Here is a 24,948-nt window from a genome sequence, read left to right on the forward strand (position 1 = left end):
TTTGACAATAATATGAGAGAAAAGCAGGCCATGTGGCTTGCTTTTTTACGTTTCATTCTTATAAATATGTATGCGGCCTTCAATATCAGTCTGTATTTCATTATAAAAATAAATGCCTGCATCATCATCAATTCCATAACCAGTCGTGACATTGGTTTTCCCGGCTGCCTTCTTTAAATTTTCCCCTCCATTCCATTTAGTGAAATGGACACTTATGACACAATCCCTGATTAACCCGATGCCATTCAGAAAGAGATGCTGTTTTCCGGGTGTATCAATAGGGGGAATTATGCAATGCTCTGGGATGATTAGGGCACCTGCCGAAAAGCCTGCTACAGGAATACCGTTCATGTACATTTTGCCAATGTATTCTCCCACTTCAGTATCCACAATAAAACTTCTGTATTTTTCCGTTTCACCGCCTCCAATGATGATGCCGGAACAGGACGCCAATTCTTGAAGAAAAGATTCTGATGGTGCAGGGGAAAGCGGCAGATAACAGAAATTCCTTGCGCCATTTTGAGTTAAGCCAGCAGTATACTTATTCATATAGCCTTCCCAGCCTTCCCTTTCCAAAAAGAGGATAGCTATTTTGCCAGCCGCTCCGGAAGCCAGCTCTGTAAACTTTTTTCCAAGCCTTTGCCCGAATGGAGGGCTTCCGCCCATTAAAAATAAATGCCTGCTTTCCATTAATTTTCTCCTGCCTTATTAAAAATAAAATACCCCGCTGATTGGCGGGGGCAAACTAGTATACTAAGTGCCAAAACGTTTGGAAAGTTCTTTGTACTGCTTCGATAAATGCATAAATGACGGTTTATTTCCTTCATCAATTGCTGCGTCTATTTTTTTCATCAGCTTTTCTTTTTCTGTATTCAGCAGAATCTCGGAAACAAGCATATCAATATAAAGGTCAAGAACAAAAGAATCCTTATGATTTTTCCGCTTCATCCCACTGGTTTTCATTAATTCGGTGTATGATTTTTCCTTCATGGAAATCACCCCTGAGCTTTTTAATATTATATGGAATTGCCTCTGAATATTCAACTGAGTTTTTTAAATTTTTAGAAAATATTTTCAGAATGTCGAAATTGTGAACAATTTAAAAACTATTGAATAAATTAGTAATTTTTAGATAAATTGGTGTTAATATGGAAAAGCAAGAGCGAAATAGAAAAGGAGATGAAAACATATGAACCATAAAACCCAAATGATCGAAGAGTATGAAGTCAATCCAAATACAATGATTATCAAACCCCTTTCTTATGGGCTAAAAGTTTATTCGCAAATCTGGGAGCTTGATGATGAGGTGACTTCCCCTTTTAAGCCGGTCGATATAATTAAAAGCAGCTGCAGATATTTTGGATCAAGCTATGAAGGCAGAAAAGAGGGTACACGCCAATTAACCGGCATTACCCATAAAGCTCCGATAACGATCGACCCCACAAATTTCATTTATTTTTTCCCGACGGCCTCTCCAAACAATCCTGAATGCATCTGGATTGCATTGGATCACATCAATTATTTCAAGCGAGCGGAAAACGCACATACTCAAGTGGTTTTCAAGAATAAGCAAAGCTTCATCATTCCAGTATCTTATACTACTCTTAATAATCAGGTGCTCAGAACAGCTTTACTAAAAACGACATTGATAAGAAGGATAGAAGATTCAGAGAGAAAAGCACTGTACTTTGTGAATGGTTCCAAAATAATGAATGCTTCGGAGAGAACTGGAGCCTACCAATAGAGAAGGGAAAGGATAACTAAGAAGCATGCGGAATTTCATGCTTCTGTTTTCCGTGTGTATATTACCTTATTAGCTGCAGGCTTTTCTTATTACAAATATTAATTTGCCTTCAGATTTTTTCCTGGCCCAGGCATAGGTTTTTTAATAAGATAATATGTCATCAGCTCCTGGACTTTATTGCGGATGCGGGGGTTAAAGTAATTATGGTGCTCCTCATATCCTTTGTAAAGGAACATAAACATAGTAAATGCCTCATCTCTCTTTATTTCCTGTACCTTTAGCTGGTGTTTATTCATATAGCGTTTTACCTCAGAGAGTTCACTTTGAATGACCTTCATTGTTTCTTCTACCAAATCAAGATAAGGCTGTTTTAGTTTAAACGGGCTTTTATTAATGACGATGGAGTCCCGATTTAAAATGGTTAGCACCATTGGCAAATAAATAGCCTGCTCCATGATATTACGGTCTTCCTCAGGAATTCTGGTCATATTTTTTCTGCTCCCTTAATCAATAGTATCCTGTTAGTGTTACAGAACAAATGTTCTCATTCAATTTTACAAAGGAATGTTTTTTCTTGCAAGAGCCTATATTTGTCGAAACGCTGTTATTCTTCATCATTTCCAATAATTAAAAAAAGTTTCAGCCAGCAGCTTATTGAGAAGGGATTTTATTTCTGATGTCGAAATAAGTAGAACAGCACAGTTAGGAAGGATGGAATCAATGACGCAAAAAAGAACAATTAAACCGGAAGACCTTTATCAGTTAAAATCTGTAGCTGATCCGCAGCTATCCTTGAATGGAAATGACTTAGCTTTTGTTGAGACCAGAATGCTTGATGAGGAAAATACATATAGTTCAAATATTTTTTACTTAAATACCATTGGAAGCAATATGCCGGTTCAGTGGACTTACGGCAAGCACCGTAATCATTCACCCCGCTGGTCTCCTGATGGGGAGTCAATCGCATTTGTATCCGACAGAGATGGAAAATCACAGATTTATGTGATGAGCAAAGCAGGCGGAGAAGCCAGACAGCTGACACACTGTGCAAATGGCGCTTCAAATCCTGTTTGGTCACCTGATGGGAAGAAGATTGTTTTCAATCTTTCAATAAAACCTGGTGAAGATGCAGAAACAAAGGAAAATCAGGAAAAACAGGCAGACAAGCCCGTTCCGCTTGAAATTGAAAAAATGAAGCATAAATCAGACGCCCAGGGTTTTTGGAGCGGAAGGTACAGCCAGGTTGCATTAATAGATATTGAAACTGGCGGGATGGAGCAGCTGACATCCGGAGAACATGACTACCAATTGCAGGACTGGTCACCTGATGGAAAATGGATTGCTGTTACGGCAGATTTAAGTGAAGACAAAGATTTCTCTTTTCTAAGCGATGTGTATATCATCCATCCTGAAACAAAAGACATGAAAAGGATCACAAATGGAAAAGGTTATTTTGGAAGCGCCACATGGTCGCCGGATGGAAAATACATAGGATTGTTCGGGCATGAAAGGGAATACGAAAATGCTACGCATACAAAGGTCTGGGTGTATAATCTCGAATTTGGAAATCTGCAGTGCCTGACTGCAGAATCAGATATATTGGCTGGTGATTATGCCATCGGAGATTTCCAGCAGGGTGCAGTAACGCCGGGAATTCTTTGGGCAGAGGACAGCAGAAGCTTTTATTTCCTGGCAACTGATCATGGCAATACAGTTGTTTATTATGGCTCTTTAGATGGGGAATTATATCCTGCACTGCTGGATCAGCAGCATGTATATGGATTGACAACAGGAGGAAGTATCAATAAAGCTGTTGTAGCCATTAGCAAGCCGTCATATCCAGGGGATTTATTTTTGCTTGATGTCCCATCAGGGGAATTAAAACAGCTCACAAAAGTGAATGAAGAGTTCCTGAACGGAGTTGAACTGGCAGATGCGGAGCCAATTCAGTTTAAATCTTCGGATAATTGGGACCTGCATGGCTGGATCATGAAACCAATCCATCTGAAAGAGGGCGAAAAAGCACCGCTTGTGGTCGAAATCCATGGCGGGCCTCATGCCATGTATGCCAATTCTTATTTCCACGAATTTCAATGTCTCGCAGCAAAAGGCTATGCGGTCTTATTTATCAATCCACGGGGAAGCCATGGATATGGCCAGCATTTTGTAGACGCTGTAAGAGGAGATTACGGGCGCAAGGATTATGAAGATATTATGGATGCAGTCGATTACGCGCTGGAAAACTTCGATTTTATCGATAAAGACCGGCTTGGCGTAACGGGAGGAAGCTATGGCGGCTTTATGACCAACTGGATTATTGGACACACCAGCCGCTTTAAGGCAGCAGTCACTCAGCGCTCCATCTCCAACTGGATCAGCTTTTATGGTGTAAGTGATATCGGCTACTATTTTACTGATTGGCAAATCAAGAGTGATTTGAATGATATAGAAAAGCTTTGGAAACATTCGCCGCTTGCTTATGTGAATGATATGAATACACCCCTGCTGATTCTGCACAGCGAAAAAGATTATCGCTGTCCAATTGAGCAGGCAGAGCAATTATTCATTGCCTTAAAGCATCGGAAGAAAACAGCAAAATTTGTGCGGTTCCCTGAAGCCAACCATGAGCTTTCCAGAAGCGGAAAACCGAATTTAAGAATCAGCCGCCTTAACTACATTGCCGGCTGGTTTGATGAATATCTCTAAACAGTTACCGCAGGCCTTCGGGTTTGCGGTTTTTTGAATAAAGCTGTAAAGTAACATCAAAATCGCCGATATATCAATGAAATCAGTTTTCATATTAGCGTAAAGAAACTATTTAAAATAAATTGCAACGAAACCAATTCATCTGCAAAGTATAAGGGTATACAGGATATACCAGCAGTGATATCGAAACTTTTTTATGGAAACCGCAGTCGAATATAGGTGAAGGTATTTCCATACCCGCGGCCGAATTATAATTTAACTGTAAAGAAAGGACTTATTTTTATGAGATCAGATAGATATGAAAAGAAAAAAAAGAAAAGTAAATGGAAATCCGTCCTCTTAGTCCTGTTTCTCCTGATTGCAGGAACTCTTGGCTATTCGTATTTTCAGTTCAAGCAAGGTGTTTCCCAGACAGAGGGAGAGGCAAATATACAGACAGAAGAGTTTGAATTTAACGGTGAAAAAGATAAATATGGAGGAACGAATATCCTGATCCTTGGAAGTGACGCAAGGGGAAAAGAGAAATCTAGGGCAGATACCATTATGGTTGCCCAGTATCATCCTGAAAAGGGAACTTATAAACTTATTTCTTTTATGAGAGATATGTACGTTGACATACCGGGCCATGGGCAAAACAGAATAAATTCAGCTCTTGCTTATGGCGGTCCTGAATTATTAAGGCAGACGCTCAAGGAAAACTTTGATATAGATATAAAATATTACTCTATTGTTGACTTTGAAGGCTTTGTCCATTTAATTGATGAAGCTTTTCCAAGAGGGGTAGAAATTGATGTGGAAAAAAGAATGTCTGCCAATATCGGCGTTACTCTGGAACCGGGTCTGCAGCGTCTTGATGGTGAGCATCTCCTTGGGTATGTCAGGTTCAGGCAGGATGCCGTAGGGGATTTTGGAAGAGTAGAACGCCAGCAGAAGGTAATGAAAGAAGTAGCAAGCCAGTTTACAAGCCTTCAGACCATTACAAAGCTTCCAAAACTCATCGGGGTGGTAACTCCTTTTGTAAATACCAATATGAATACGGGCGATATTCTGTATATTGGGAAAGATTTCTTATCTGAGGATAACAGGAATGTAGAGACTCTTCGTGTTCCTGTTGATGGAACATTTGAAAACCAGAGAATTAATGGTGCTGCTGTTTTAGGCATAGATAAAGAGGCGAACAAAGCGGCAATCCATGAGTTTCTTTCGAAATAAAAGTTAGAAACACTGTTTTTGGCGGATTAGGTGTACAATAAAAGGGGAAGTGGTAAAACTAGGGTAAACTTCCCTTTAATGATAATCGAACGAATAGGACTTTGCTGCATATTGGACAAGGAGATACTAAATGGATTTTGAACTGTTCAAAGATTGGTTTACATTGGATCATATAATGGATTTAATCCGGGAATATCGTTCATTTGGGCCCCTTCCCGGTATTCTGCTTCCAATGCTAGAAGCATTTTTGCCTTTTCTGCCCCTGGTTTTGTTTGTAATGGCAAATGCGAGTGCATTTGGTCTCTGGCTGGGTTTTTTATACTCCTGGCTCGGCGCGGTGGCAGGAGCGCTGCTCGTTTTCCTGCTGGTCAGGAAATATGGCCAGAAACGAATACTCCGTTTTTTGAAGAAGCATAAGCAGGTACAGAAACTTATGAAATGGGTGGAAAAGCATGGGTTTGGGCCATTGTTCATCCTGCTCTGTTTTCCGTTTACTCCTTCGGCAGTTGTAAATATTGTCGCCGGGCTTTCAAATATCAGCATTGCTCAATATATGCTGGCAGTTCTGACTGGCAAAATAGTAATGATTTTTACAATAAGCTTTGTCGGATATGATATCAAATCATTAATAACACAGCCAATTCGGACAGCCATTGTTGCATTGGTCATTTTCATTCTTTGGTATGTCGGCAAAATCATTGAAATAAAGATGAATATGAGCGTAGAAAAAGACCGCGGGAATAAAAAGCATTGAATGCAGTACTGGGGGAGATGGAATGTGAAGGAAGGCTTGAGAAAAGAAGGAGCGGAATGGCTGAAGGCTTTTGCAATTGGCATCATCATCTTTGCTTTTATACGGACTTTTTTCTTCTCCAATTATGTTGTGGAAGGTGAATCCATGATGCCCACCCTTCAGGATGGAAATAAGCTGATTGTCAATAAAATCGGCTATCAGGTCAGCGATTTAGAGCGCTTTGACGTAATTGTTTTTCATCATAATGATGAAGAGGATTTTGTAAAAAGAATAATAGGGATGCCAGGGGATGAAATCGAATACCGCAATGATGAATTATTTATAAATGGCAAAAAAGTGGATGAACCTTACTTGGAGAAGTACCGGAAAGAAACATTAGGAGGCAAACTGACAGGTGATTTTACACTCCTGGAGATGACGGGCACAGAAACGGTTCCGGACGGAAAACTTTTTGTTATGGGAGATAATCGCCACGGAAGCTGGGACAGCCGGCATTTTGGATTTATTTCAGCCGGCCAGGTTGTAGGAAAAGTAAACCTGCGCTATTGGCCGCTTGATGAAATGGATGCGTCATTCTAAACAAACTTATTTTGCGAAAAAGGGACTCGATAATATCAATTATTCGAGTCCCTTTTATTTAAACTGTCTAGCGCAAGCGTCTTGCCCCCTCCTAGAGGTGTCGGGGGGTGGGCAAGACGCTTGCGCTTTTCAAATTGCAGGCAAGACATCTCAGATAACATGCAAATTAGGATTATTCCTATATTCAGGTTCGCAGTTTACACATACGTTTTCATCATAGTCAGTCATATTGACATCTTCACGATTGTATTCAATTCCGCAAAGGGAGCAGGCAACCATTTTTTCTTCTGCCATTTCCTCTGGGGGAATTGGTATAGCGTCATTAATAGTAATGGGCTCTACGGTAATTCCGCGTGTATTGGCCATTTCGGCATTTAAATATTCCTTTGCGGATTCTTCACTTTCCCAAAATCCCAAATCCCATAACAGCTCCTGGGCGTCTCCGTTTTGAGCCATCAAGCCATAAACAACTTTCATGATAAATGCTCCTTTCAATTTTGCTGTCCTTTTGTTTTATATTTCTTAGCCTTTTTTGGCTGCGATTAAACCGATTCAAAAAATTACCATGAGTTCCCTTGGAAGACCGGGATAGCTTTTTAAACAATGAGAATATATTGCAGGGGCACAGGAGAAACTGCAGGCTTTGTCGAATAATAGCTTGTGTACACGTCAAAGGATCCGTTTCAGTATCTGATGTCGGAATATTTAAATATATCATGGAGGTGCAATTGATGAGGCTGAAGGATAAAGTCGCCATTATTACTGGTGCGGCTAATGGAATTGGTCTGGCTGCGGCCGAAAAGTTTGCAGGTGAAGGAGCGGTGGTAGCCATGGCAGATTATGATGCAGACATGGGAATTACCAGGGCTCAAGAGCTGAAGGAAAAAGGTCTTCAGGTTGAGTTTTTTCAGGTGAATGTCGCGGAAAGGCAAAGCATAGACAGTATGGCGGAAGCTGTAAAAGCGGCATTTGGAAAAATTGACATCCTTATCAATAATGCAGGAATAACAAGGGACGGGATGCTGGCAAAGTTATCTGCAGACGATTTCCAGGCGGTTATGGACGTGAATCTGGCAGGTGTCTTCCATTGTACACAAGCAGTGCTTCCAGTCATGCTGGAACAGGGAAGCGGTAAAATTATCAATACCTCCTCTGTTTCCGGAGTCTATGGGAATGTCGGACAGACAAACTATGCTGCAGCCAAAGCGGGTGTAGTGGGAATGACCAAAACATGGGCAAAAGAACTCGGCAGAAAAGGAATCAACGTAAATGCCGTTGCCCCAGGATTTATCTCAACCGGTATGACAGCAAAAGTACCGGAAAAGGTTATTGGCCAAATGCAAAGCATGGTTCCGCTGGGCAGACTTGGAAAACCGGAAGATATTGCGAATGCATACCTGTTTCTGGCTTCCGATGAATCGGATTATGTGAATGGCACGGTCCTTCATGTAGATGGCGGCATCATGATGTAATGACCTGACTTCGAGCGCCTGCTCGATAATCAGAAGATAAAATGAGGTGGAAAAGATGAGAAATGTTGTAATAACATCAGCAGTCAGAACACCGGTTGGAACGTTTGGCGGAGCCTTTAAGGATCTTCTGCCGACAGATTTGATTGTGCCTGTATTAAAAGAAGCTGCCGAGAGAAGCGGCCTGCAGAGCAATGAGGTGGATGAAGTGATTTTGGGACACTGCATTCAACGTACAGATGAACCGAATACAGCAAGGACAGCAGCTTTGCTTGCAGGCTTTGATGATACAACAACAGGGTTCACAGTCCAGAGGCAGTGTGCATCCGGTATGCAGGCAATTATTTCTGCAGCGCTGCAGATTCAGTCAGGGATGTCAGATATCGTGATTGCTGGAGGAGTGGAAGCCATGAGCTCCAGCCCTTATGTATTAAAACAGCATCGCTGGGGCGCCCGCATGCAGCATGGGCAGGTAACCGACACCGTATGGGAAATTCTCGAAGATCCAATCCATCATATTATGATGGGGGAAACGGCAGAAAACCTGGCAGAAATTCATGCCATTACAAGAGAAGAACAAGATGAAGCGGCCTTGCTTAGCCACAAGAGAGCCTTGCACGCAATTGAAAACAGTTACTTTGATTCTCAGATCGTTCCAATTACTATGAAAAGCAGGAAAGGGGAAGTAACCGTTACAAAAGATGAAAACCCACGTGCAGATTTAACAGCCGAAAAGCTGCGAAGCTTGAAGCCTGTCTTTAGAAAGGGCGGCTCCGTTACAGCAGGAAATGCATCAAGCCTGAATGACGGCGGAGCAGCACTTGTCCTGATGCCGGAAGAACTGGCTCTGAAAAAGGGACTGAAGCCTCTGGCAAAGATTGTTGGCTTCTCCGTGGCTGGAGTAGATCCAAAAGTAATGGGAAGAGGGCCAGTGCCCGCAGTCAAAAAAGGTCTTGCTAATGTCAGCTGGTCGCTTGATGATGCAGACTTGATTGAGGTCAATGAGGCTTTTGCAGCCCAATATTTGGCGGTGGAGAAAGAGTTAGGCTTAAACCGGGACAAAGTGAATGTAAATGGAAGCGGAATCAGTCTGGGACACCCTATTGGATGTACCGGTGCGCGCCTTGTTGTGAGTCTCGTTCATGAATTAAAAAGAAGAGGCGGCCATAAAGGAATAGCTTCTCTATGTGTCGGAGGCGGGATGGGGGCCACAGTATTTGTGGAAACGTACGAATAAAGAGTTCCTTCGGGAGCTCTTTATTTATCCGAAATAAGTGGATCCCATCTTCTGCAGAATTGATTTTTCCGGGGGTGAAGAAAGTGATAAGCAGTACGATATTGTCTGGAAGGAGTATCATTCTGGGGTCGTTTATTGAGGAAGATATTAAAAAGATAATCCAGTGGCATTCAGACGAAAAAATCATGCGAAACCTGGGTGCTCTTCCGGTAAAACCCAAACAGGAAACGGAAATTAAGAAATGGCTTGATGAATGTCCGCAAGACACCTTCAGATTCTCGCCTCAGGTTAAAAGAAGCAAATGAACTGATAGGCTATGCAGAGTTAAACGGCATTTTATGGCCCCACAGAACAGGCTGGATCACCATTGCCATTGCAGATGAAACCGAATGGGGAAAAGGGTACGGAAAGGAAGCCGTGCAATGCCTGATTCGCTATGCTTTTATGGAGCTTAATCTGTATAGGCTTCAGCTTACTGTATTTTCCTATAATACTAGAGCAAAAACTCTTTATGAAAGTCTTGGATTCCAGAGAGAAGGCTGCTATAGAGAGTTTCTTGAGCGCGATGGAAAACGGCATGATATGTATCTATACGGGCTCCTGAGAAAGGAGTGGAAAGAGTGAAGAAGCGCGGAATGATTCCGCGCTTTACAAGATTTATTCTGGCTGACTGACAAAAATAATTTCTTTTGACAAGAAATAGCTAAGAACGATATTCGTCAGGAAAAAGGCAAGAAGCAGATACAGTACATAATGATATTCAAGAATCATGACTGCCGGCGGGGCAAGGCTTGCTCCGGTTAATAGAAAAAAAGAATAGAGAGAAAGCGCTTTTGCACGATCAGCCCCTGCAATCATGCCAATCAGTGTGATAACAGTGGGAACAAGAAGAGATATGGAAGCCACGAACATTATAGAAATAGCCATTAAGGCAAAAGTGCTGCTGAAGAAAAACATATTAATGATGCTGAAGATTCCTAAAAGTAAACCAAGCTTTAATGTCGAATGGGCACCAATCCGCTCAATTAATTTTCCCGTAAAGAGAGACAGCAGCGCCCCGATTAGTCCCACAGCTCTTAATGTGAACAGCTCCTCCATGGTTCCCTCGAAATTCCTTCCTATTGCATCGTAAAAAGCTACAAAGGTAAACAGCAAAGTAAATGTAATAGCATAGCTTTGGAGCAGGCTTCCGTTCATTAATAGGTTTTTCATAATAGAAATAACGGAAACCCCTGATTTGGAAGGAGGAGAAGTGCCTGGAAGTATTTTATACGATACAAGGAAAAGAATAAAATAGCAAAACGCAAAGAAATAAAAAGCATAGTTCCATTTAAAATAAAAAGTAATTGTCGAACTGATCAGCTGTCCAAGAATGCCGGCGACAAGGAACCCTGTATTGATAAAAACAAGCAGCAGGGTGCGGCTCCTGGGCTGAAAAAGATCAAAAGAATAAGCGAAGGCAACAGGAGCAAAGCTCCCAAGGGTCAGCCCCTGAATCGACCTGGTTATATAGAGAGCCTCTACATTAGGAGAGAGCCCGACGGCACAAGTGGATAAAGCAGAAGCAAACAAACCCGTAATAATAATTCTGCGCCTGCCAAATGTATCTGAAGCAGGACCAAAGAATAGCAGGCCGGCTGCATAAAAAAATGCAAAAAGGCTTCCCCCGCCGACAATATAATTTTCGTTTACTTTAAATGAGTCAGCAATGTCCCCGTAAATAGGGATTAGTGTATAAATGTTGCTGGCCACAAAAATTCCTGTAACTGTCAGAATGACTGAAGTTGCAATCAGGACCGGTTTTGACATCATCCTTATCACCTGCCGATATACTTTATGCACGAAACCCCGTATAGGAAAGTTGTCATTTCCACAATTTTGAAAAACCCCATTCAAAAAATTGAACAGCTTATATGATAAAATAATGATAGAGAGAGAGCTTTTTTTAAGGAGGAAAAATATGACCGTACGTTTATTGATAGGCCGTTCCGGAAGCGGCAAAACGGAACACTGCCTAAATGAAATCCGCGATGAACTGCGGCTTAATCCGGATGGAGATCCAATCATTTATTTAGTTCCGGAACAAATGACGTTCCTTTCAGAATATAAATTAATTACCACGCCAGGCCTTGGCGGAATGATACGCAGCCAGGTATATTCTTTCACGCGCCTTGCCTGGAGAATTCTTCAGGAAACAGGAGGCATGAGCAGATACCATCTTAACAGTGTTGGCATCAGCATGCTAATCCGCAAAATTATCGAAGATAAAAAGGATGAACTGAAGCTTTTCCAGAGGGCTGCAGATAAAAATGGTTTTATTCAGCAAATTGAACAAATAATGACTGAATTCAAACGTTATTGTGTAGCTCCCGATGAACTGGCTGAAAGGCAGCAGCAGCTCTCAGGAACAGGGAAATCGAATAAGGCACTTCAGGACAAGCTGCATGATCTTGAATTAATCTATAAAAATTTTGAAGAATCCCTTGCCGGCAAATATACAGATTCAGAGGATTATTTCCGCCTGCTTGCTGAAAAAGCCTCCAATTCAGAGTATCTAAAAAATGCCGAGGTTTATATAGATGGCTTTTACAGCTTTACACCACAGGAATATTCGATTGTTGAACAGCTGATGAAGCAGTGTAAAAACGTCACTATTACACTGACGCTTGACCAGCCGTTTAAAAATAGTGCTCCTGATGATCTTCATTTATTCAGAATGCCTGGAGAAAACTATCAGACAATCAAAGAAATGGCTTCCCGCAACAGTCTGGATGTTGAAGAAATGATCCTTACTGAGCAAAGAAGGTGGAGCAGCCCTTCTCTTAGGCATCTTGAGGACCATTTTGACAGCAGGCCTGCTGAGGCATTGCCAGGGGAAGCAGACATTCATATCGGACAGGCTGTTAACAGGAGAGCTGAAATCGAGGGCGTTGCCAGAAAAATAAATAAGCTTGTTCGTACAGATGGCTATCGCTATCGTGATATTGCAGTACTTGCAAGAAACGGACAGGGTTATCATGACATGATTGAAACAGTGTTCCATGACTATGATATCCCATTTTTTATTGACCAAAAAAGAACTATGCTGAATCATCCCCTCGTAGAGTTAATTCGGTCAACTCTTGAAATCATCAATGGGAATTGGCGCTATGAACCGATCTTCAGGGCAGTAAAAACGGAGCTGATTTTTCCGTCCAGGTTAAACGCCGGCAAGCTTCGTGAGCAAATGGACAGACTTGAGAACTATGTTCTTGCCTATGGCATTCAAGGAGACAAATGGACGAAGAAGAAGAGATGGATTTACAGGAGAATCAGGGGGCTGGAGTTTGATGCGGTTGCCCAGACTGATGCCGAGAAGAAAATAGAAGATGAGTTAAGTGATTTGCGCAAAATGATTACAGGCCCAATATTAAGGCTGCACAGGCGCTTGAAAAAGGCTGCTGATGGCCGCGGACTTTGTGAAGCTTTATTTTTGTACATGGAAGAAATGGATGTGCCTGTGAAGATTGAAAAGTGGAAAACAGCTGAAGAGGAAAAAGGGAACCTTGTTAAGTCAAGGGAACATGGACAAGCATGGAATGCCATTATGGAGCTTCTGGATCAGTATGTAGAAATGCTTGGTGAAGAAGAAGTGACGCTTAAGCGCTTTGCTTCCATTCTGGATGCCGGTCTGGAGTCGCTGAGATTTACGCTTGTTCCGCCTGCCATCGATCAGGTCATGGCGGCCGATTTGGAAAGGTCAAGGCTAACTGATATTAAAGCTGCCTTTGTCATTGGTCTGAATGAGGGAGTACTTCCTGCCAAATTCTCAGAGGACGGTGTGCTGGCGGATGACGACAGAGAAATTCTGAACACCAACGGAATGAAACTGGCGCCAGGAAGCCGTACACGACTTCTTGATGAAGAATTTATAGCCTATAAAGCGTTTGTTACTCCATCAGAAAAACTTTTTATCAGTTATCCGCTGTCAAATGAAGAAGGTAAGGCTCTTATGCCTTCTCCTTATATTAAGAGATTGGGAGATTTATTCCCTGATTGCAGGCAGCATTCCTTCATGTCGGATCCGGCAGAGCTGCCGGAAACGGAGCAGCTGGAATATGCGGATAACCTTAATACAGCACTTTCGTATTTGACTTCACAGCTTCAGCTGAAAAAACGCAGCTACCCAATCTATGACCTGTGGTGGGATGTTTATAACTGCTACCTTAATAATGAGCAGTGGAGAAGGCCAGCATTAAAGGTTCTTTCCAGCCTGAATTATGAAAACAGGACACTTCAGCTTGGCGAAGACATCAGTAAAGAATTGTACGGCGATCATATTCAGGCAAGTGTTTCCAGAATGGAATTATTCCATAGCTGTCCATTTTCCCATTTTGCACAGCATGGACTAAGGCTGCGGGAAAGACAGGTATACCGCTTGGAGGCACCGGATATCGGGGATTTATTCCATGCTGCTTTAAAATTTATCGCAGAAACAGTTATGACTCAGAAGCTTTCATGGACAGATATGACGAGGGAACAGTGTGAGATCCTTGCAAAAGAAGCAGTTGAAATGCTTGCTCCTAAACTGCAAAATGAAATTCTTTTAAGCTCGAACAGACATCACTATATTAAGAGAAAGCTTGAGCAAATCATCAGCAGGGCCTCCTATGTAATCAGTGAGCATGCCAAATCAAGCGGATTTTCGCCAGTGGGGCTTGAGCTGGGATTTGGTCCAAAAGGAGAACTTCCTTCGCTTGTTTTCCCGCTTAAAAACGGGACGAAAATGGAACTTGTCGGAAGAATTGACAGGGTGGATAAGGCTCAGGATACAAACGGAACATTTTTACGGGTTATTGACTATAAATCCAGTTCCAAAGACTTAAATGTCAGTGAGGTTTATTATGGCATTGCTCTGCAGATGCTTACGTATCTTGATATTATCATTGCCCATTCCAATGCCTTAATCGGAACAGAAGCAGATCCAGCTGGAGTACTTTATTTCCATGTCCACAATCCAATTGTAAGCACATCTAAGATGCTTACATTGGAAGATATTGAGCAGGAACTTTATAAGAAATTTAAAATGAATGGTCTGATGCTTGGGAATGAAAATGTTATCAGATTAATGGATCAGACTCTTGAGACAGGAGATTCTTCCATCATCTCTGCAGGATTCAAGAAGGACGGGACACTCTCGAAGCGATCTAAAGTGGCAAGCAAGCAGGAGTTTGACTATTTGCGCCGTTATGTACGGAAAATGTATGCAAATACCGGCAATAAGATTACAGAGGGGGCTGTCGATATTGCCCCGTATAAAATGAAAGACAAAACACCTTGTACTTTTTGTGCCTATAAATCTGTATGCCAATTTGACGAATCGCTCGATACAAATGATTACAGATTATTTGTGCCTAAGCCAAAAGAAGACATGATTGAAATCATCAAGAAGGAGGTAGAGGGCGATGAAAATGGCCATACCGCCTAAGCCGGAAGATGCAACCTGGACTGATGACCAATGGAAAGCGATTATGGCCAAGGGCCAGGATATCCTGGTGGCTGCTGCAGCCGGATCAGGGAAAACGGCTGTTTTGGTTGAAAGGATTATCAATAAGATTATCGCTGATGAAGATCCTATTAATGTCGATGAACTGCTTGTTGTGACCTTCACAAATGCCTCGGCAGCCGAAATGAGGCACAGAATCGGCGAGGCTCTTGAAAAAGCGATAAATGCCGATCCGAAGTCAGCTCACCTCAGAAAGCAGGTAAGCTTATTAAACAGGGCATCCATCTCGACTTTGCATTCATTTTGCTTAGAGATGATCCGAAAATATTACTACATGACCGATATTGATCCCGGATTTCGAATCGCTGATGAAACAGAAGCACAGCTCTTAAGGGATGAAGTACTTGAAGAGCTTTTTGAAGAGGAATACGGTAGAGAGGGAAATGAAGCATTCTTTGCACTTGTTGACACTTTTACAAATGACAGGAGTGACACTGCGCTTCAGGATATAATTAGGGACTTATACGATTTTGCCCGCTCCAACCCTTCACCTGATCAATATCTTGATTCAATTGTTGAGATGTATAACGTGGATGGAGTTAACAGTCTTGAACAGCTTCCATTTGTCCGTTCCCTTTTGGAAGATATAGATCTTCAGCTGAAAGGGGCCAAGCAGCTGCTGGAATATGGGCTGGAGCTGACCAAGCTTCCAGGAGGACCGGCTCCGAGAGCAGAAAACTTTATCGCAGATCTGCACGTCGTAAATACTCTAATTGAAGCGAAAAATGATTCTTGGCTGATGCTATATGAAGCGATGCAATCATGGTCTTTTGGCAGAGCCAAAACGTGTAAGGGTGATGATTATGATGAAGGGCTGGTTGAAAAAGCAAAGAAACTTAGGGACCAGGCCAAGAAAATCATAACAGGCCTGCAGGAAGAATTGTTTTTCCGCAGACAGGAAAGCTTCATGCGTGACATGGCGGAAATGAAGCCACATATAGAATCGCTTGTTTCGTTAGTTAAAGAATTTTCCATTCGCTTTGACCAGGTTAAAACTGAAAAAGGGCTGGTTGACTTTGCCGATCTTGAGCATTATTGCCTTGAAATTCTTTCATCATCAGATGAAGAGGGGAGGCTTTTGCCATCAGAAGCAGCTCTTGCCTGCAAAAATCAGTTCAGAGAAGTTCTTGTTGATGAGTATCAGGATACCAACATGGTTCAGGAAGCTATTTTGCAGCTGGTAACGGCAGATTCAGAAGAAAACGGGAATCTTTTCATGGTAGGCGATGTAAAGCAGTCGATCTACCGTTTCCGCCTTGCAGAGCCTAATCTGTTTTTGGGTAAGTACACCCGGTTTGGCCGGGACGGAGAAGAGGCGGGGCTCAGAATTGATTTGGCACGCAATTTCAGAAGCCGTAAAGAAGTCCTGCATGGGACCAACTATATTTTTAAGCAAATTATGGGAACATCTGTCGGTGAAATTGAGTATGATCAGGCAGCTGAGCTTGTTAAAGGAGCTCCTTATTCAGAGAGTCAGGAACACCCTGTAGAAATTGCCATTATTGACCTTGAAGGAAATGAAAAAAACGAACCTGAGCCTAAATCAATGGATGAGGGTTTTGACAGCGAAGATTTAGCCCAGTCACAGCTCGAAGCCAGATTTATGGCGTCGAAAATAAAAGAAATCATTGAGAATCGGAAAGAAGTTTACAACACAAAGACCCAATCTGGGCGGCCTGCCAAGTATAGGGATATTGTCATCCTGCTACGTTCCATGACATGGGCTCCGCAAATAATGGAGGAGTTCAAACAGCAGGGAATCCCTGTTTATGCCAATCTCTCCAGCGGCTATTTTGAAGCAACGGAAGTAGCGATTATGATGTCACTTCTAAAAGTGATTGATAATCCATATCAGGATATTCCGCTGGCATCTGTTCTAAGATCTCCTATTTTGGGGCTGACCGAAGAAGAGCTTGCACAAATCAGGATCCATAATAAAAGAGGATCTTTCTATGAAGCATTGACTTCTTTTTGCCGGAATGACCCAACCCTGGAAACAGGAGAATTATATGAAAAAGTGCGGCCATTTTTTGATCAGCTTAAAGATTGGCGTGTGATGGCGCGCCAGGGTTCTCTTTCCGAGCTGATTTGGCATCTGTATAGAGAAACCAGGTTTTTTGATTTCGTGGGCGGCATGCCGGGCGGAAAACAGAGGCAGGCAAACCTTCGCGCATTGTACGACAGAGCAAGACAGTATGAAGCAACATCATTCAGAGGATTATTCCGCTTCTTAAGGTTTATTGAACGAATGCGGGACAGAGGCGATGATCTTGGCGCTGCCCGTGCTTTGGGTGAGCAGGAAGATGTTGTCCGCCTTATGACGATTCACAGCAGCAAAGGACTGGAATTTCCTTTCGTTTTCATTGCAGGGCTTGCCCGCACCTTTAATACGATGGACCTGAAAAAGCCATACATGCTTGATAAGGAATTTGGATTCGCGGCAAAATATGTAAATGCCGAGAAAAGAATTTCTTATCCCTCTTTGCCGCAGATTGCCTTTAAACGAAAAAAGAAAATGGAAATGCTTGCTGAAGAAATGCGGGTCCTATATGTTGCTTTAACAAGGGCGAAGGAAAAGCTTTTCCTTGTTTCGTCCGTCAAGAGTGCAGACAAAAAAATAAATCAGTGGCTGCAGGCATCTGAGCATAAAGAGTGGCTCCTGAATGAGTATGACAGGGCTTCTGCAAACAGTTACCTGGACTGGATTGGCCCATCGCTTGTAAGACATAAAGATTGTGAGGCATTGAGAGGGGAAGGGCCGGTGTATCCTCTCGTTCCGGCTGACATACTTGAACACCCTTCCTGCTGGAATATAACCATAATCAAAAGCGAAGAAGCTGCTGTTCTTTCAGAAGAAGCCAAAGATGGCGAAACGGATCTGCTGCCATTGGTTTATGAAGGTAAACCTGTTCCGGCTGAATCGACTTATAAGGATAAAGTAGAGGAACAGCTTTCCTGGAAATATTCCTATAAGCAAGCAGCACAGCATCGATCTAAACAATCCGTTTCGGAAGTGAAGAGGCAGCGGGAGATTTTTTCTGAAGAAGACAGCGGTACTGAATTAATCCGTAAAATCAATAAACCCCTGCTAGGAAGGCCTCGATTTATGCAGGAAAAATCACTTTCTCCAGCTGAACGGGGTACTGCTATGCATGCTGTCATGCAGCATATTGATTTCAGCAGGCCTGCAACTGTGGAAACGATATCTTCCAAAATGGCAGAGATGGTTCATAACGAATTGCTGACAGAAGAGCAGCATGCCAGCATTGAGCCGCTGCTGATTGTACAGTTTTTCGAAACCGAACTGGGACAAAGAATTGTTCAGGCTAAATCGGTAAGAAGAGAAATCCCATTCAGTTTATCTTTCCCAGCCCGGGAAATCTATTCAGATTGGAAGGGAGGAGCTGAACCAGTTCTCATTCAGGGGATTGTGGACTGTGTATTTGAAGATGAGCAGGGCTTGGTGCTTCTGGATTATAAAACGGATGGAATCACCGGCCGATTTAAGGGAGGCTTTGCTGAAGCCAAACCCGTTCTCGAAAACAGGTACAAAGTTCAAATTGATATGTACACCAGAGCACTGGAACAAATATTAAAGAGAGAAGTCAATGAAAGATGCCTATTCTTCTTTGACGGGGCTCATACAATTAAGTTATAGGGAAAGCCGGCAAGGGAACTTGCCGGTTTTTTTGTATTAGCAGGAATGGTATTGCACGCACTAGCCGAAAAGCCGCGCACAACCAGTGTGTTTCCGCGCGCAAAAGGGAGAATCCCGCGCAGAACGAGGCGAAGCGCGCGCACCAGCTGAAAAAGCACGCACAATCAGAGAGTTCCGCTCGCAAACGAAATATTCCCGCGCGCAAAAGGGAGTAATCCGCGCAGAACGAGGTGAAGCGCGCGCACCAGCTGAAAAAGCGCGCACAATCAGAGAGTTCCCGCGCACAAAAAAGAGAATCCGTGCATTATTACAGCCCCAATATAGAGGGTAATTTAAATATAAAGGAGGCTTACAATGGGAAAAAAGCAAACAGAGACGGGAACCTGCGAATTATGCCTGCGGGAGGATACTGAAATAACCGTCCATCATTTAACGCCGAAAGAAATGGGGGGCACCTTCATGCCGACCGCGAAATTATGCATACCCTGTCATAAGCAGATTCATGCTTTATATACGAATGCAGAGCTAGCTGTAAGACTGAATTCAATAGAATTATTACAGCAGGATGATAAAATTGGAAAATATTTGAAATGGATCAGGAAGCAGCCTTCATCTAAGATAACGAAAGCCAAAAAGTCTAATGACAGGAAATCAAAAGGACGATAACAAATGTGCTATCGTCCGGAATTACTGATAAAAAATTAGTTATTGCCGACATTTGGCTGATCAACCAGACTGGTATCCAGTACATTGCTGGCACTCAGGCCATTGTTTGTAATGATTAAGCCGCCCGTATTTGCGGCACCCTGTCCGGTCGTTGATTTGGAATTGCTTTTTGGAGAGATGTACAGGGAGTCTCCAAATTGCACAATCCCCCCGCCGACATTGATGATTTGTACCGGTCCGATTATAGCTGGCATGTAAAACATCCTTTATGAAAAAATTTTTTCATCCTTGAGAAGTGCTGTTTTTGGGATAAACCTGACGGATATGCTTGACTCGGGCTTCCATTGAAATATTTCCACTGTTGCCGATATGAATGACAGATGAGGAGGAAACCCCGATAATATCAATGTTCTGAACCCGAATGATCGGATTAAGCTGTGTTGTCTGCATGGTTATGTCTTCTTCAATAGGGATTAAAGGAATGGGTTCCCTGAATACGGGATAGACTGAAAAATTCCCTTCCTTTGCGTTAAAATATTCAGCTTCACGCTGAGCAGCAATTGCTCTGGAGAATCCTTTAATAAAACAGGAGTCCCCAATTTCAAATACAGAAGAAAAGGCGATGGTGTCAATATTGATTCTGTCTACGGATGAAGTTCTTTGCAGCATAGCAGCTTACTCCGGTGTCAGAGGCACAAATGGCCCAACCAGAAGCGATTCAGGTGGTGTATCAAAAGTGGCTGCCAGCTGGATCGTATGCGTATCTCCCACCATTAAAACAGATGAGCTGGATACACCCAGCACTCTTATGCTGCCAACACATAAATCTCTGTTATATACCTGATAATTCATTCGTTATTCATCCCTTTCATATTCTCTGGCAAATGCGAGATAAAGGCATGGACTCCATTGTGAATTTCCTTTTTTATAAGCTCAATAATCTCTGCGTTATCATTTTCCTGCCCGGATCGATTCGAAGCCTGCTGCTGTTTAATATAGAAGTCAATCCTGTTAGGCAGCTGCTTTTTGATATCTTCTTTGATAAACGCAATATAGGAATCATCTACACTGACATTTAACTTCTTCTGTACAGAAGCTGTAATGTCAGGAAGTTCCCGTTCTAAATATTGATAGATGGCATCTTCAATTTCCATTGTTCTCTTCATTTGGTTCTTAGGCGAAATCGGTGCTTTGATGTTTTTGTTATCTACGGCAAAATCTTCAATGTTTTGCAGCTCAGAAGGATTTAAGCCAATATTTAAAGTGCCTTCAAGAGACTCTACCTTAAGCTGGTCGAATTTATATTCAATCCGATCGACCTGCATCGGCGGACGGCTTTTCAGAACTTCAGTCTCTTCCTGAAGTTTTTTGACCGCTGCTTCCAGGCTGTGTATTCGTTTTTCCTGTGCCTCTACAAAAGCATGCAATTGCTGAAGATAGGTATTTAATTGCTGGTTCAAGCGCACCACCTCGCTTTATTAAAAATGAACTTATCGTTTCTGCGCTCGGGTCAGGGGTACAGATGGCCCCAGAAAAACACTCCCTCCTGCTGGTCCCGCCGGCGTTGGCAATTCCGCTTCAGGTGCAGGCTCAGTAAAGCCGCCAGTGTTATACAAATAAGACGCTGGCTTTATAATGCCTGCACTTCCAATCTGCAAGACGGAAGAGTTTGTAATCCCGCCGATCTTTATTAAATTAATATGAATGGATTGCTGTATATAAAAATTCATATGATCACCCGTTTTAAGCATTGAAATAATTGCCCTGATCCACGCCATCACAATCATAAGTGTTTGTTGTGCTCCGATGATTGTAAACATTCAGGCCATCCCCCGTGTTAAACGATCCAGCGCCTGAAAAGGTCTTAGCGTTAGAAACAGGCATGATTTTATAGACATCCCCAATGTTGAAGACAGAACTGCTTCCGATTGATATGACCTGTGCGACTCCGACAATAGCTGGCATACATAACACCCTTTAAATTGATTTCTTGTATATCGTATGTGCCTACTAGCTGATTGTGATTAATTAGCCCAAATATCTAAAATGCACTTTAATAAGAAGGCCTGCAAATGTTATATAACAGACAAAATTCAGGTGAAACTGTCATAATTTTTATGATAATATAAAAAATATAGAATTAACTAAATTTTCAGTGAGGTGGCCATAAGATGAATGTCCCATTAATAGTAACGCAATTTTTAGATCGTGCTGTGTCTCTTTACGGTTCTAAAAAAGCCATTTTTGCAGATGATCGAGTTTTTACATATGAGGAATTGAACACGAGAGTTAATCAGCTCTCCCATGGCTTAAAAGCTTCAGGGATTGAAAAAGGGGACAGGGTGGCTTATCTTGCACCTAATTCAGTCGAAATGCTGGAGGGCTTTTATGGTATTTTTCAGCTGGGAGGAATCATAGTCCCTCTGAATATACGGCTGAAACCGGAAGATTATCTGTATATATTAAATCATAGCGAATCCAAAATCCTATTTGTAGACCAGGACCTTTATCACCTTATACTTCCTGTGAAAGATCAGCTGAGAACTGTGGAAAAAATCTTCGTGCATTATAAAGAGGAAGAGACTGAAGAGACCAATTATGATTCATGGCTCAGCAGTCAGGACAGCAGTCCATATCAGAGGGAAGTCCTCGACGAAAATGATCTATGCAGCCTATTATATACCAGCGGTACAACAGGCAATCCAAAAGGTGTCATGCTGACCCATCGCAACAATTACTTGCATGCGTTGTCAACTATGCATCATTTGAGGGTCAGCGATCAGGATGTATTGCTGCATGTCCTGCCGATGTTCCATGTGAATGGATGGGGTTCTCCTTTTTATTACACGGCAAATGGCGCTTCTCAGGTGTGTATAAGAAAAGCCACTCCGGAAAAGATTTTTGATGCACTGCAAAAACATAAAGTATCCGTCATGCATATGGCCCCTACTGTATTGAATTCGCTGATGCAGCATTATGAACAATTTGTACCGCCAGTTGAGCAGGATGTCAGAGTTGTTATAGCTGGCTCCGCACCACCGCCAGCTTTTGTAACAAGAGTTGAAAAGGAGCTTGGGTGGGAGTTCATACAGGTATATGGAATGACTGAATCATCTCCATTGAGCACTGTATCGACGATTCGGTCTCATCTTAAAGAACTTCCCCTTACTCAGCAATACCGGATGAAAGCAAAGGCAGGACACCAGATGATAGGCTGTGAAGTCAAGGTAATCAATGAACAGGGCGAAGAAGTGGCCCATAATGGCTTGGAAATCGGTGAAGTCGTTGTCCGCAGCAACGGAGTGATGAAAGGATATTGGAAAAATGAAGAGGCAACGATGGAAGCTATTCGTGGCGGCTGGCTTCATACCGGTGATATGGCAAATGTAGATGAGTACGGCAATATCGATATCGTTGACCGAAAAAAGGATATCATTATCAGCGGCGGAGAAAACATCTCATCCATAGAAATTGAAGGGTCCTTATACGAGCATCCTGCCATCCTGGAAGCAGCTGTTATAGCTGTGCCTCACGAAAAGTGGGGGGAAACTCCGCATGCATTTGTAGTCCTGCGAAGTGGAAAAATACTGACTGAGCAGGAAATTATCAGTTTTACCAGGGAGAAACTTGCCCACTTTAAAGCCGTTACGGGAGTGACTTTTGTCGAAGAGCTGCCGAAAACAGCTTCGGGGAAAATTCAAAAAATCCATCTTCGGAATGATTACTGGGAGTCGAAAGGGAAAAAAGGCCGTTTTGTTAATTAACTGGAAGCTGGACTTCAGCATTTGCTGGGGTCCTTTTATCAAAAAAAGAAAGTTTGAATGTTGATAGCTGTCTAGCTCCAGCGTCTACCCCCTCGAGGTCACTAGCTTGTCTTGTTACGGCTCCTAGGGACTCGGGGTCATAAGCCGTTTCCCTTCAGAAGGAAAAACACCTTCTTACAGGAACCGTCTTATGCCTGTCGTCCCTGGGCAGTCGCCTACACATTTCGGTCAATCCTCCCAAAAAGGCAAAAGACGCCTTTCCGTGAGGCTCGTCTTGTGCTTGTCGGGGTGGGCAAGGCGCTTCCGCATTTCTTTTCTGGACAATTAGAATTCTGCTCTCTATCATTAAGGTTAGATTTTCTTTCCAAAAGAAGGAGGCGTTTTATGGACAGGCAAGTCAGTCCGGTCCTGGAGAAGGATCGGATCATTTCGCTGGATATAATGAGGGGATTTGCCATCCTCGGGATCTTTTTAGTTAATATGCTTTCTTTCCATTCGCCATATCTATACATTGATCCTTTTGAATGGTGGGACAGCCGGGCAGATAATGCTGCCTATGCCTTTATTGATATCTTTGTGCAGGCCAGTTTTTATCCTTTATTTTCCATGCTGTTCGGTTATGGATTAGTTATTCTAAGGGAGAGGGCAATGGCTAAAGGCCTTGGATTTGGAGGAATGGCTGCAAGGAGATTTTCCCTTCTGCTTCTGATAGGCATCATTCATGCTTTTCTTATATGGCATGGGGATATTTTAATTAACTATGCAATCTTTGGCTTTATCTTTTTATTGTTTGTAAAAATGTCCGGAAGAAATATGCTTTTGACCGGAATATTGCTTTACATTATTCCCAATCTGCTATTTGCCCTTTTATTATTTGCAACGGTTCTGTTTGTTCCTGCTGATGAGCTATCTATCTATGACCCTCAAGCGGCATTAGCTTCTTTACAGGCATATCAAAATGGAAGCTTTTCCGAGGTTACCGCACAGCGGATAGAGGACTGGTCAGGTGTTAATAATCTTGCTTCACTGCCTATCATGCTGGCATCTATTTTTCCTTTATTTTTAATAGGGGGAGGAGCCGCCAAGCTGAGATGGCTGGAGGAACCTGAAAAAAACCGGGTATTCTTCAAGAAAATCATGCTGGTTTCTTTGGCTGCAGGGTTATTGTTTAAATTGCTGCCTTACTTGGCAGAAAGCAACCTGGGACTGGATTACGTGCAGGATATATTTGGAGGACCGCTGCTGGCTATTGCTTATGGTTTAGGGATAGCAGTGATGATAAAAAATGGCCAAGGACCAGGCTTTCTGCTGCCGCTCTCATATGTAGGGAAACTTTCGCTATCAAATTATCTTTTCCAGTCCACTATCTCGACTTTTATTTTTTACAGTTATGGATTAGGCTTCTATGGAAAGGTCTCTGTTTTTTGGGGGACACTTCTGGTTATTTTCATTTTCGCTTTTCAGATAATAATCAGCCGCTTCTGGGCTGCCCGCTATTATTATGGACCCGTTGAATGGCTATGGAGGAGCTTCACTTATTTGAGGATCCCTAATTGGAAGAGAAAGGGTTAATTATCTGGTTTCTCTTATAAATAGTCCAAAAATCTGAAAATT

Annotated in this window: 24 protein-coding genes; 13 read left to right on the plus strand and 11 right to left on the minus strand. The window is 42.5% G+C overall.

Annotated features, from left to right (window positions below; genetic code table 11):
• Positions 1 to 45: 45 nt before the first annotated feature.
• Together IRB79_RS08145 and IRB79_RS08150 are read right to left on the minus strand one after the other, a co-directional pair.
• Positions 46 to 690 (minus strand): Type 1 glutamine amidotransferase-like domain-containing protein, encoded by a 645-nt coding sequence (locus IRB79_RS08145; RefSeq protein ID WP_243508008.1) that lies wholly within the window; start codon positions 688 to 690, stop codon positions 46 to 48.
• Between the two features lie 63 nt (positions 691 to 753).
• Positions 754 to 990, minus strand: coding sequence for an IDEAL domain-containing protein (locus IRB79_RS08150; RefSeq protein WP_243508009.1), 237 nt, complete (start codon positions 988 to 990; stop codon positions 754 to 756).
• A 199-nt stretch (positions 991 to 1,189) separates the two neighbouring features.
• Here IRB79_RS08150 and IRB79_RS08155 point away from each other — a divergent pair, with 199 nt between their 5' ends.
• Positions 1,190 to 1,744: a competence protein ComK gene (locus IRB79_RS08155; protein WP_243508010.1), complete on the plus strand. Its 555-nt coding sequence runs from the start codon at positions 1,190 to 1,192 to the stop codon at positions 1,742 to 1,744.
• A 98-nt stretch (positions 1,745 to 1,842) separates the two neighbouring features.
• Here the strand turns inward: IRB79_RS08155 and IRB79_RS08160 are convergent, their stop codons facing one another.
• A complete protein-coding gene (locus IRB79_RS08160) occupies positions 1,843 to 2,232 on the minus strand; it encodes a YhjD family protein (protein WP_221877347.1) in 390 nt (129 codons plus the stop codon).
• A 232-nt stretch (positions 2,233 to 2,464) separates the two neighbouring features.
• On the opposite strand from IRB79_RS08160, the gene IRB79_RS08165 reads away from it, so the two are divergent.
• The 4 genes from IRB79_RS08165 to lepB all read left to right on the plus strand — a co-directional run bounded on the left by IRB79_RS08165 (position 2,465) and on the right by lepB (position 6,995).
• Positions 2,465 to 4,450 (plus strand): S9 family peptidase, encoded by a 1,986-nt coding sequence (locus tag IRB79_RS08165; protein WP_243508011.1) that lies wholly within the window; start codon positions 2,465 to 2,467, stop codon positions 4,448 to 4,450.
• Between the two features lie 282 nt (positions 4,451 to 4,732).
• The gene (locus IRB79_RS08170) at positions 4,733 to 5,662 is read left to right on the plus strand and encodes an LCP family protein (protein WP_243508012.1); all 930 of its coding nucleotides are present in this window, start codon (positions 4,733 to 4,735) and stop codon (positions 5,660 to 5,662) included.
• 130 nt (positions 5,663 to 5,792) lie between these two features.
• On the plus strand, positions 5,793 to 6,416 hold the full coding sequence (locus IRB79_RS08175) for a TVP38/TMEM64 family protein (protein ID WP_243508013.1): 624 nt from the start codon (positions 5,793 to 5,795) through the stop codon (positions 6,414 to 6,416).
• 24 nt (positions 6,417 to 6,440) lie between these two features.
• Positions 6,441 to 6,995: a signal peptidase I gene (gene lepB / locus IRB79_RS08180; protein WP_243508014.1), complete on the plus strand. Its 555-nt coding sequence runs from the start codon at positions 6,441 to 6,443 to the stop codon at positions 6,993 to 6,995.
• Positions 6,996 to 7,145: 150 nt separating this feature from the next.
• Here lepB and IRB79_RS08185 read toward each other — a convergent pair whose 3' ends face one another.
• Positions 7,146 to 7,472: a hypothetical protein gene (locus IRB79_RS08185; RefSeq protein ID WP_243508015.1), complete on the minus strand. Its 327-nt coding sequence runs from the start codon at positions 7,470 to 7,472 to the stop codon at positions 7,146 to 7,148.
• A gap of 254 nt (positions 7,473 to 7,726) precedes the next feature.
• Between IRB79_RS08185 and fabG the strand changes: the two genes are divergently transcribed.
• The 3 genes from fabG to IRB79_RS08200 all read left to right on the plus strand — a co-directional run bounded on the left by fabG (position 7,727) and on the right by IRB79_RS08200 (position 10,325).
• On the plus strand, positions 7,727 to 8,467 hold the full coding sequence (fabG, locus tag IRB79_RS08190; protein WP_243508016.1) for a 3-oxoacyl-ACP reductase FabG: 741 nt from the start codon (positions 7,727 to 7,729) through the stop codon (positions 8,465 to 8,467).
• A gap of 55 nt (positions 8,468 to 8,522) precedes the next feature.
• Positions 8,523 to 9,701 carry a thiolase family protein gene (locus IRB79_RS08195; RefSeq protein WP_243508017.1) on the plus strand — a complete coding sequence of 393 codons (1,179 nt, stop codon included), beginning with the start codon at positions 8,523 to 8,525 and terminating at the stop codon, positions 9,699 to 9,701.
• A gap of 249 nt (positions 9,702 to 9,950) precedes the next feature.
• Positions 9,951 to 10,325 carry a GNAT family N-acetyltransferase gene (locus IRB79_RS08200; RefSeq protein WP_243508018.1) on the plus strand — a complete coding sequence of 125 codons (375 nt, stop codon included), beginning with the start codon at positions 9,951 to 9,953 and terminating at the stop codon, positions 10,323 to 10,325.
• A gap of 33 nt (positions 10,326 to 10,358) precedes the next feature.
• Here IRB79_RS08200 and IRB79_RS08205 read toward each other — a convergent pair whose 3' ends face one another.
• Positions 10,359 to 11,513, minus strand: a complete 1,155-nt coding sequence (locus tag IRB79_RS08205) for an MFS transporter (protein ID WP_243508019.1) — start codon at positions 11,511 to 11,513, stop codon at positions 10,359 to 10,361.
• Positions 11,514 to 11,661: 148 nt separating this feature from the next.
• Between IRB79_RS08205 and addB the strand changes: the two genes are divergently transcribed.
• From addB to IRB79_RS08220, 3 genes are all read left to right on the plus strand, one after another.
• Positions 11,662 to 15,168 (plus strand): helicase-exonuclease AddAB subunit AddB, encoded by a 3,507-nt coding sequence (gene addB, locus IRB79_RS08210; RefSeq protein ID WP_243508020.1) that lies wholly within the window; start codon positions 11,662 to 11,664, stop codon positions 15,166 to 15,168.
• Entirely contained in the window at positions 15,146 to 18,904 is a 3,759-nt protein-coding gene (gene addA, locus IRB79_RS08215; RefSeq protein ID WP_243508021.1) for a helicase-exonuclease AddAB subunit AddA, read from the plus strand. Before addB ends, addA begins: the two co-directional genes overlap by 23 nt.
• A gap of 354 nt (positions 18,905 to 19,258) precedes the next feature.
• Positions 19,259 to 19,570 (plus strand): HNH endonuclease, encoded by a 312-nt coding sequence (locus IRB79_RS08220; protein ID WP_243508022.1) that lies wholly within the window; start codon positions 19,259 to 19,261, stop codon positions 19,568 to 19,570.
• Positions 19,571 to 19,605: 35 nt separating this feature from the next.
• On the opposite strand, the gene IRB79_RS08225 is transcribed toward IRB79_RS08220, so the two are convergent.
• From IRB79_RS08225 to IRB79_RS08250, 6 genes are read right to left on the minus strand one after another with little or no spacing between them, the layout of a single operon-like run.
• Positions 19,606 to 19,824 (minus strand): spore germination protein, encoded by a 219-nt coding sequence (locus tag IRB79_RS08225; RefSeq protein ID WP_243508023.1) that lies wholly within the window; start codon positions 19,822 to 19,824, stop codon positions 19,606 to 19,608.
• Positions 19,825 to 19,852: 28 nt separating this feature from the next.
• Positions 19,853 to 20,239 carry a spore germination protein GerPE gene (locus IRB79_RS08230; protein ID WP_243508024.1) on the minus strand — a complete coding sequence of 129 codons (387 nt, stop codon included), beginning with the start codon at positions 20,237 to 20,239 and terminating at the stop codon, positions 19,853 to 19,855.
• A gap of 6 nt (positions 20,240 to 20,245) precedes the next feature.
• Positions 20,246 to 20,422 (minus strand): spore gernimation protein GerPD, encoded by a 177-nt coding sequence (locus IRB79_RS08235; RefSeq protein ID WP_243508025.1) that lies wholly within the window; start codon positions 20,420 to 20,422, stop codon positions 20,246 to 20,248.
• Positions 20,419 to 21,030, minus strand: coding sequence for a spore germination protein GerPC (gene gerPC / locus IRB79_RS08240; RefSeq protein ID WP_243508026.1), 612 nt, complete (start codon positions 21,028 to 21,030; stop codon positions 20,419 to 20,421). The genes IRB79_RS08235 and gerPC overlap by 4 nt, the downstream gene beginning before the upstream one ends.
• A 30-nt stretch (positions 21,031 to 21,060) precedes the next feature.
• Positions 21,061 to 21,300: a spore germination protein GerPB gene (locus IRB79_RS08245; protein WP_243508027.1), complete on the minus strand. Its 240-nt coding sequence runs from the start codon at positions 21,298 to 21,300 to the stop codon at positions 21,061 to 21,063.
• A gap of 13 nt (positions 21,301 to 21,313) precedes the next feature.
• Positions 21,314 to 21,535: a spore germination protein gene (locus IRB79_RS08250; protein ID WP_009331280.1), complete on the minus strand. Its 222-nt coding sequence runs from the start codon at positions 21,533 to 21,535 to the stop codon at positions 21,314 to 21,316.
• Positions 21,536 to 21,741: 206 nt separating this feature from the next.
• Between IRB79_RS08250 and IRB79_RS08255 the strand changes: the two genes are divergently transcribed.
• A complete protein-coding gene (locus IRB79_RS08255; protein ID WP_243508028.1) occupies positions 21,742 to 23,334 on the plus strand; it encodes a long-chain-fatty-acid--CoA ligase in 1,593 nt (530 codons plus the stop codon).
• Between the two features lie 384 nt (positions 23,335 to 23,718).
• The gene (locus IRB79_RS08260) at positions 23,719 to 24,906 is read left to right on the plus strand and encodes a DUF418 domain-containing protein (RefSeq protein WP_243508029.1); all 1,188 of its coding nucleotides are present in this window, start codon (positions 23,719 to 23,721) and stop codon (positions 24,904 to 24,906) included.
• The last annotated feature ends 42 nt before the right edge of the window (positions 24,907 to 24,948 follow it).

It is taken from the genome of Cytobacillus oceanisediminis, assembly GCF_022811925.1.
GTDB classification, from domain to species: domain Bacteria; phylum Bacillota; class Bacilli; order Bacillales; family Cytobacillaceae; genus Cytobacillus; species Cytobacillus oceanisediminis_D.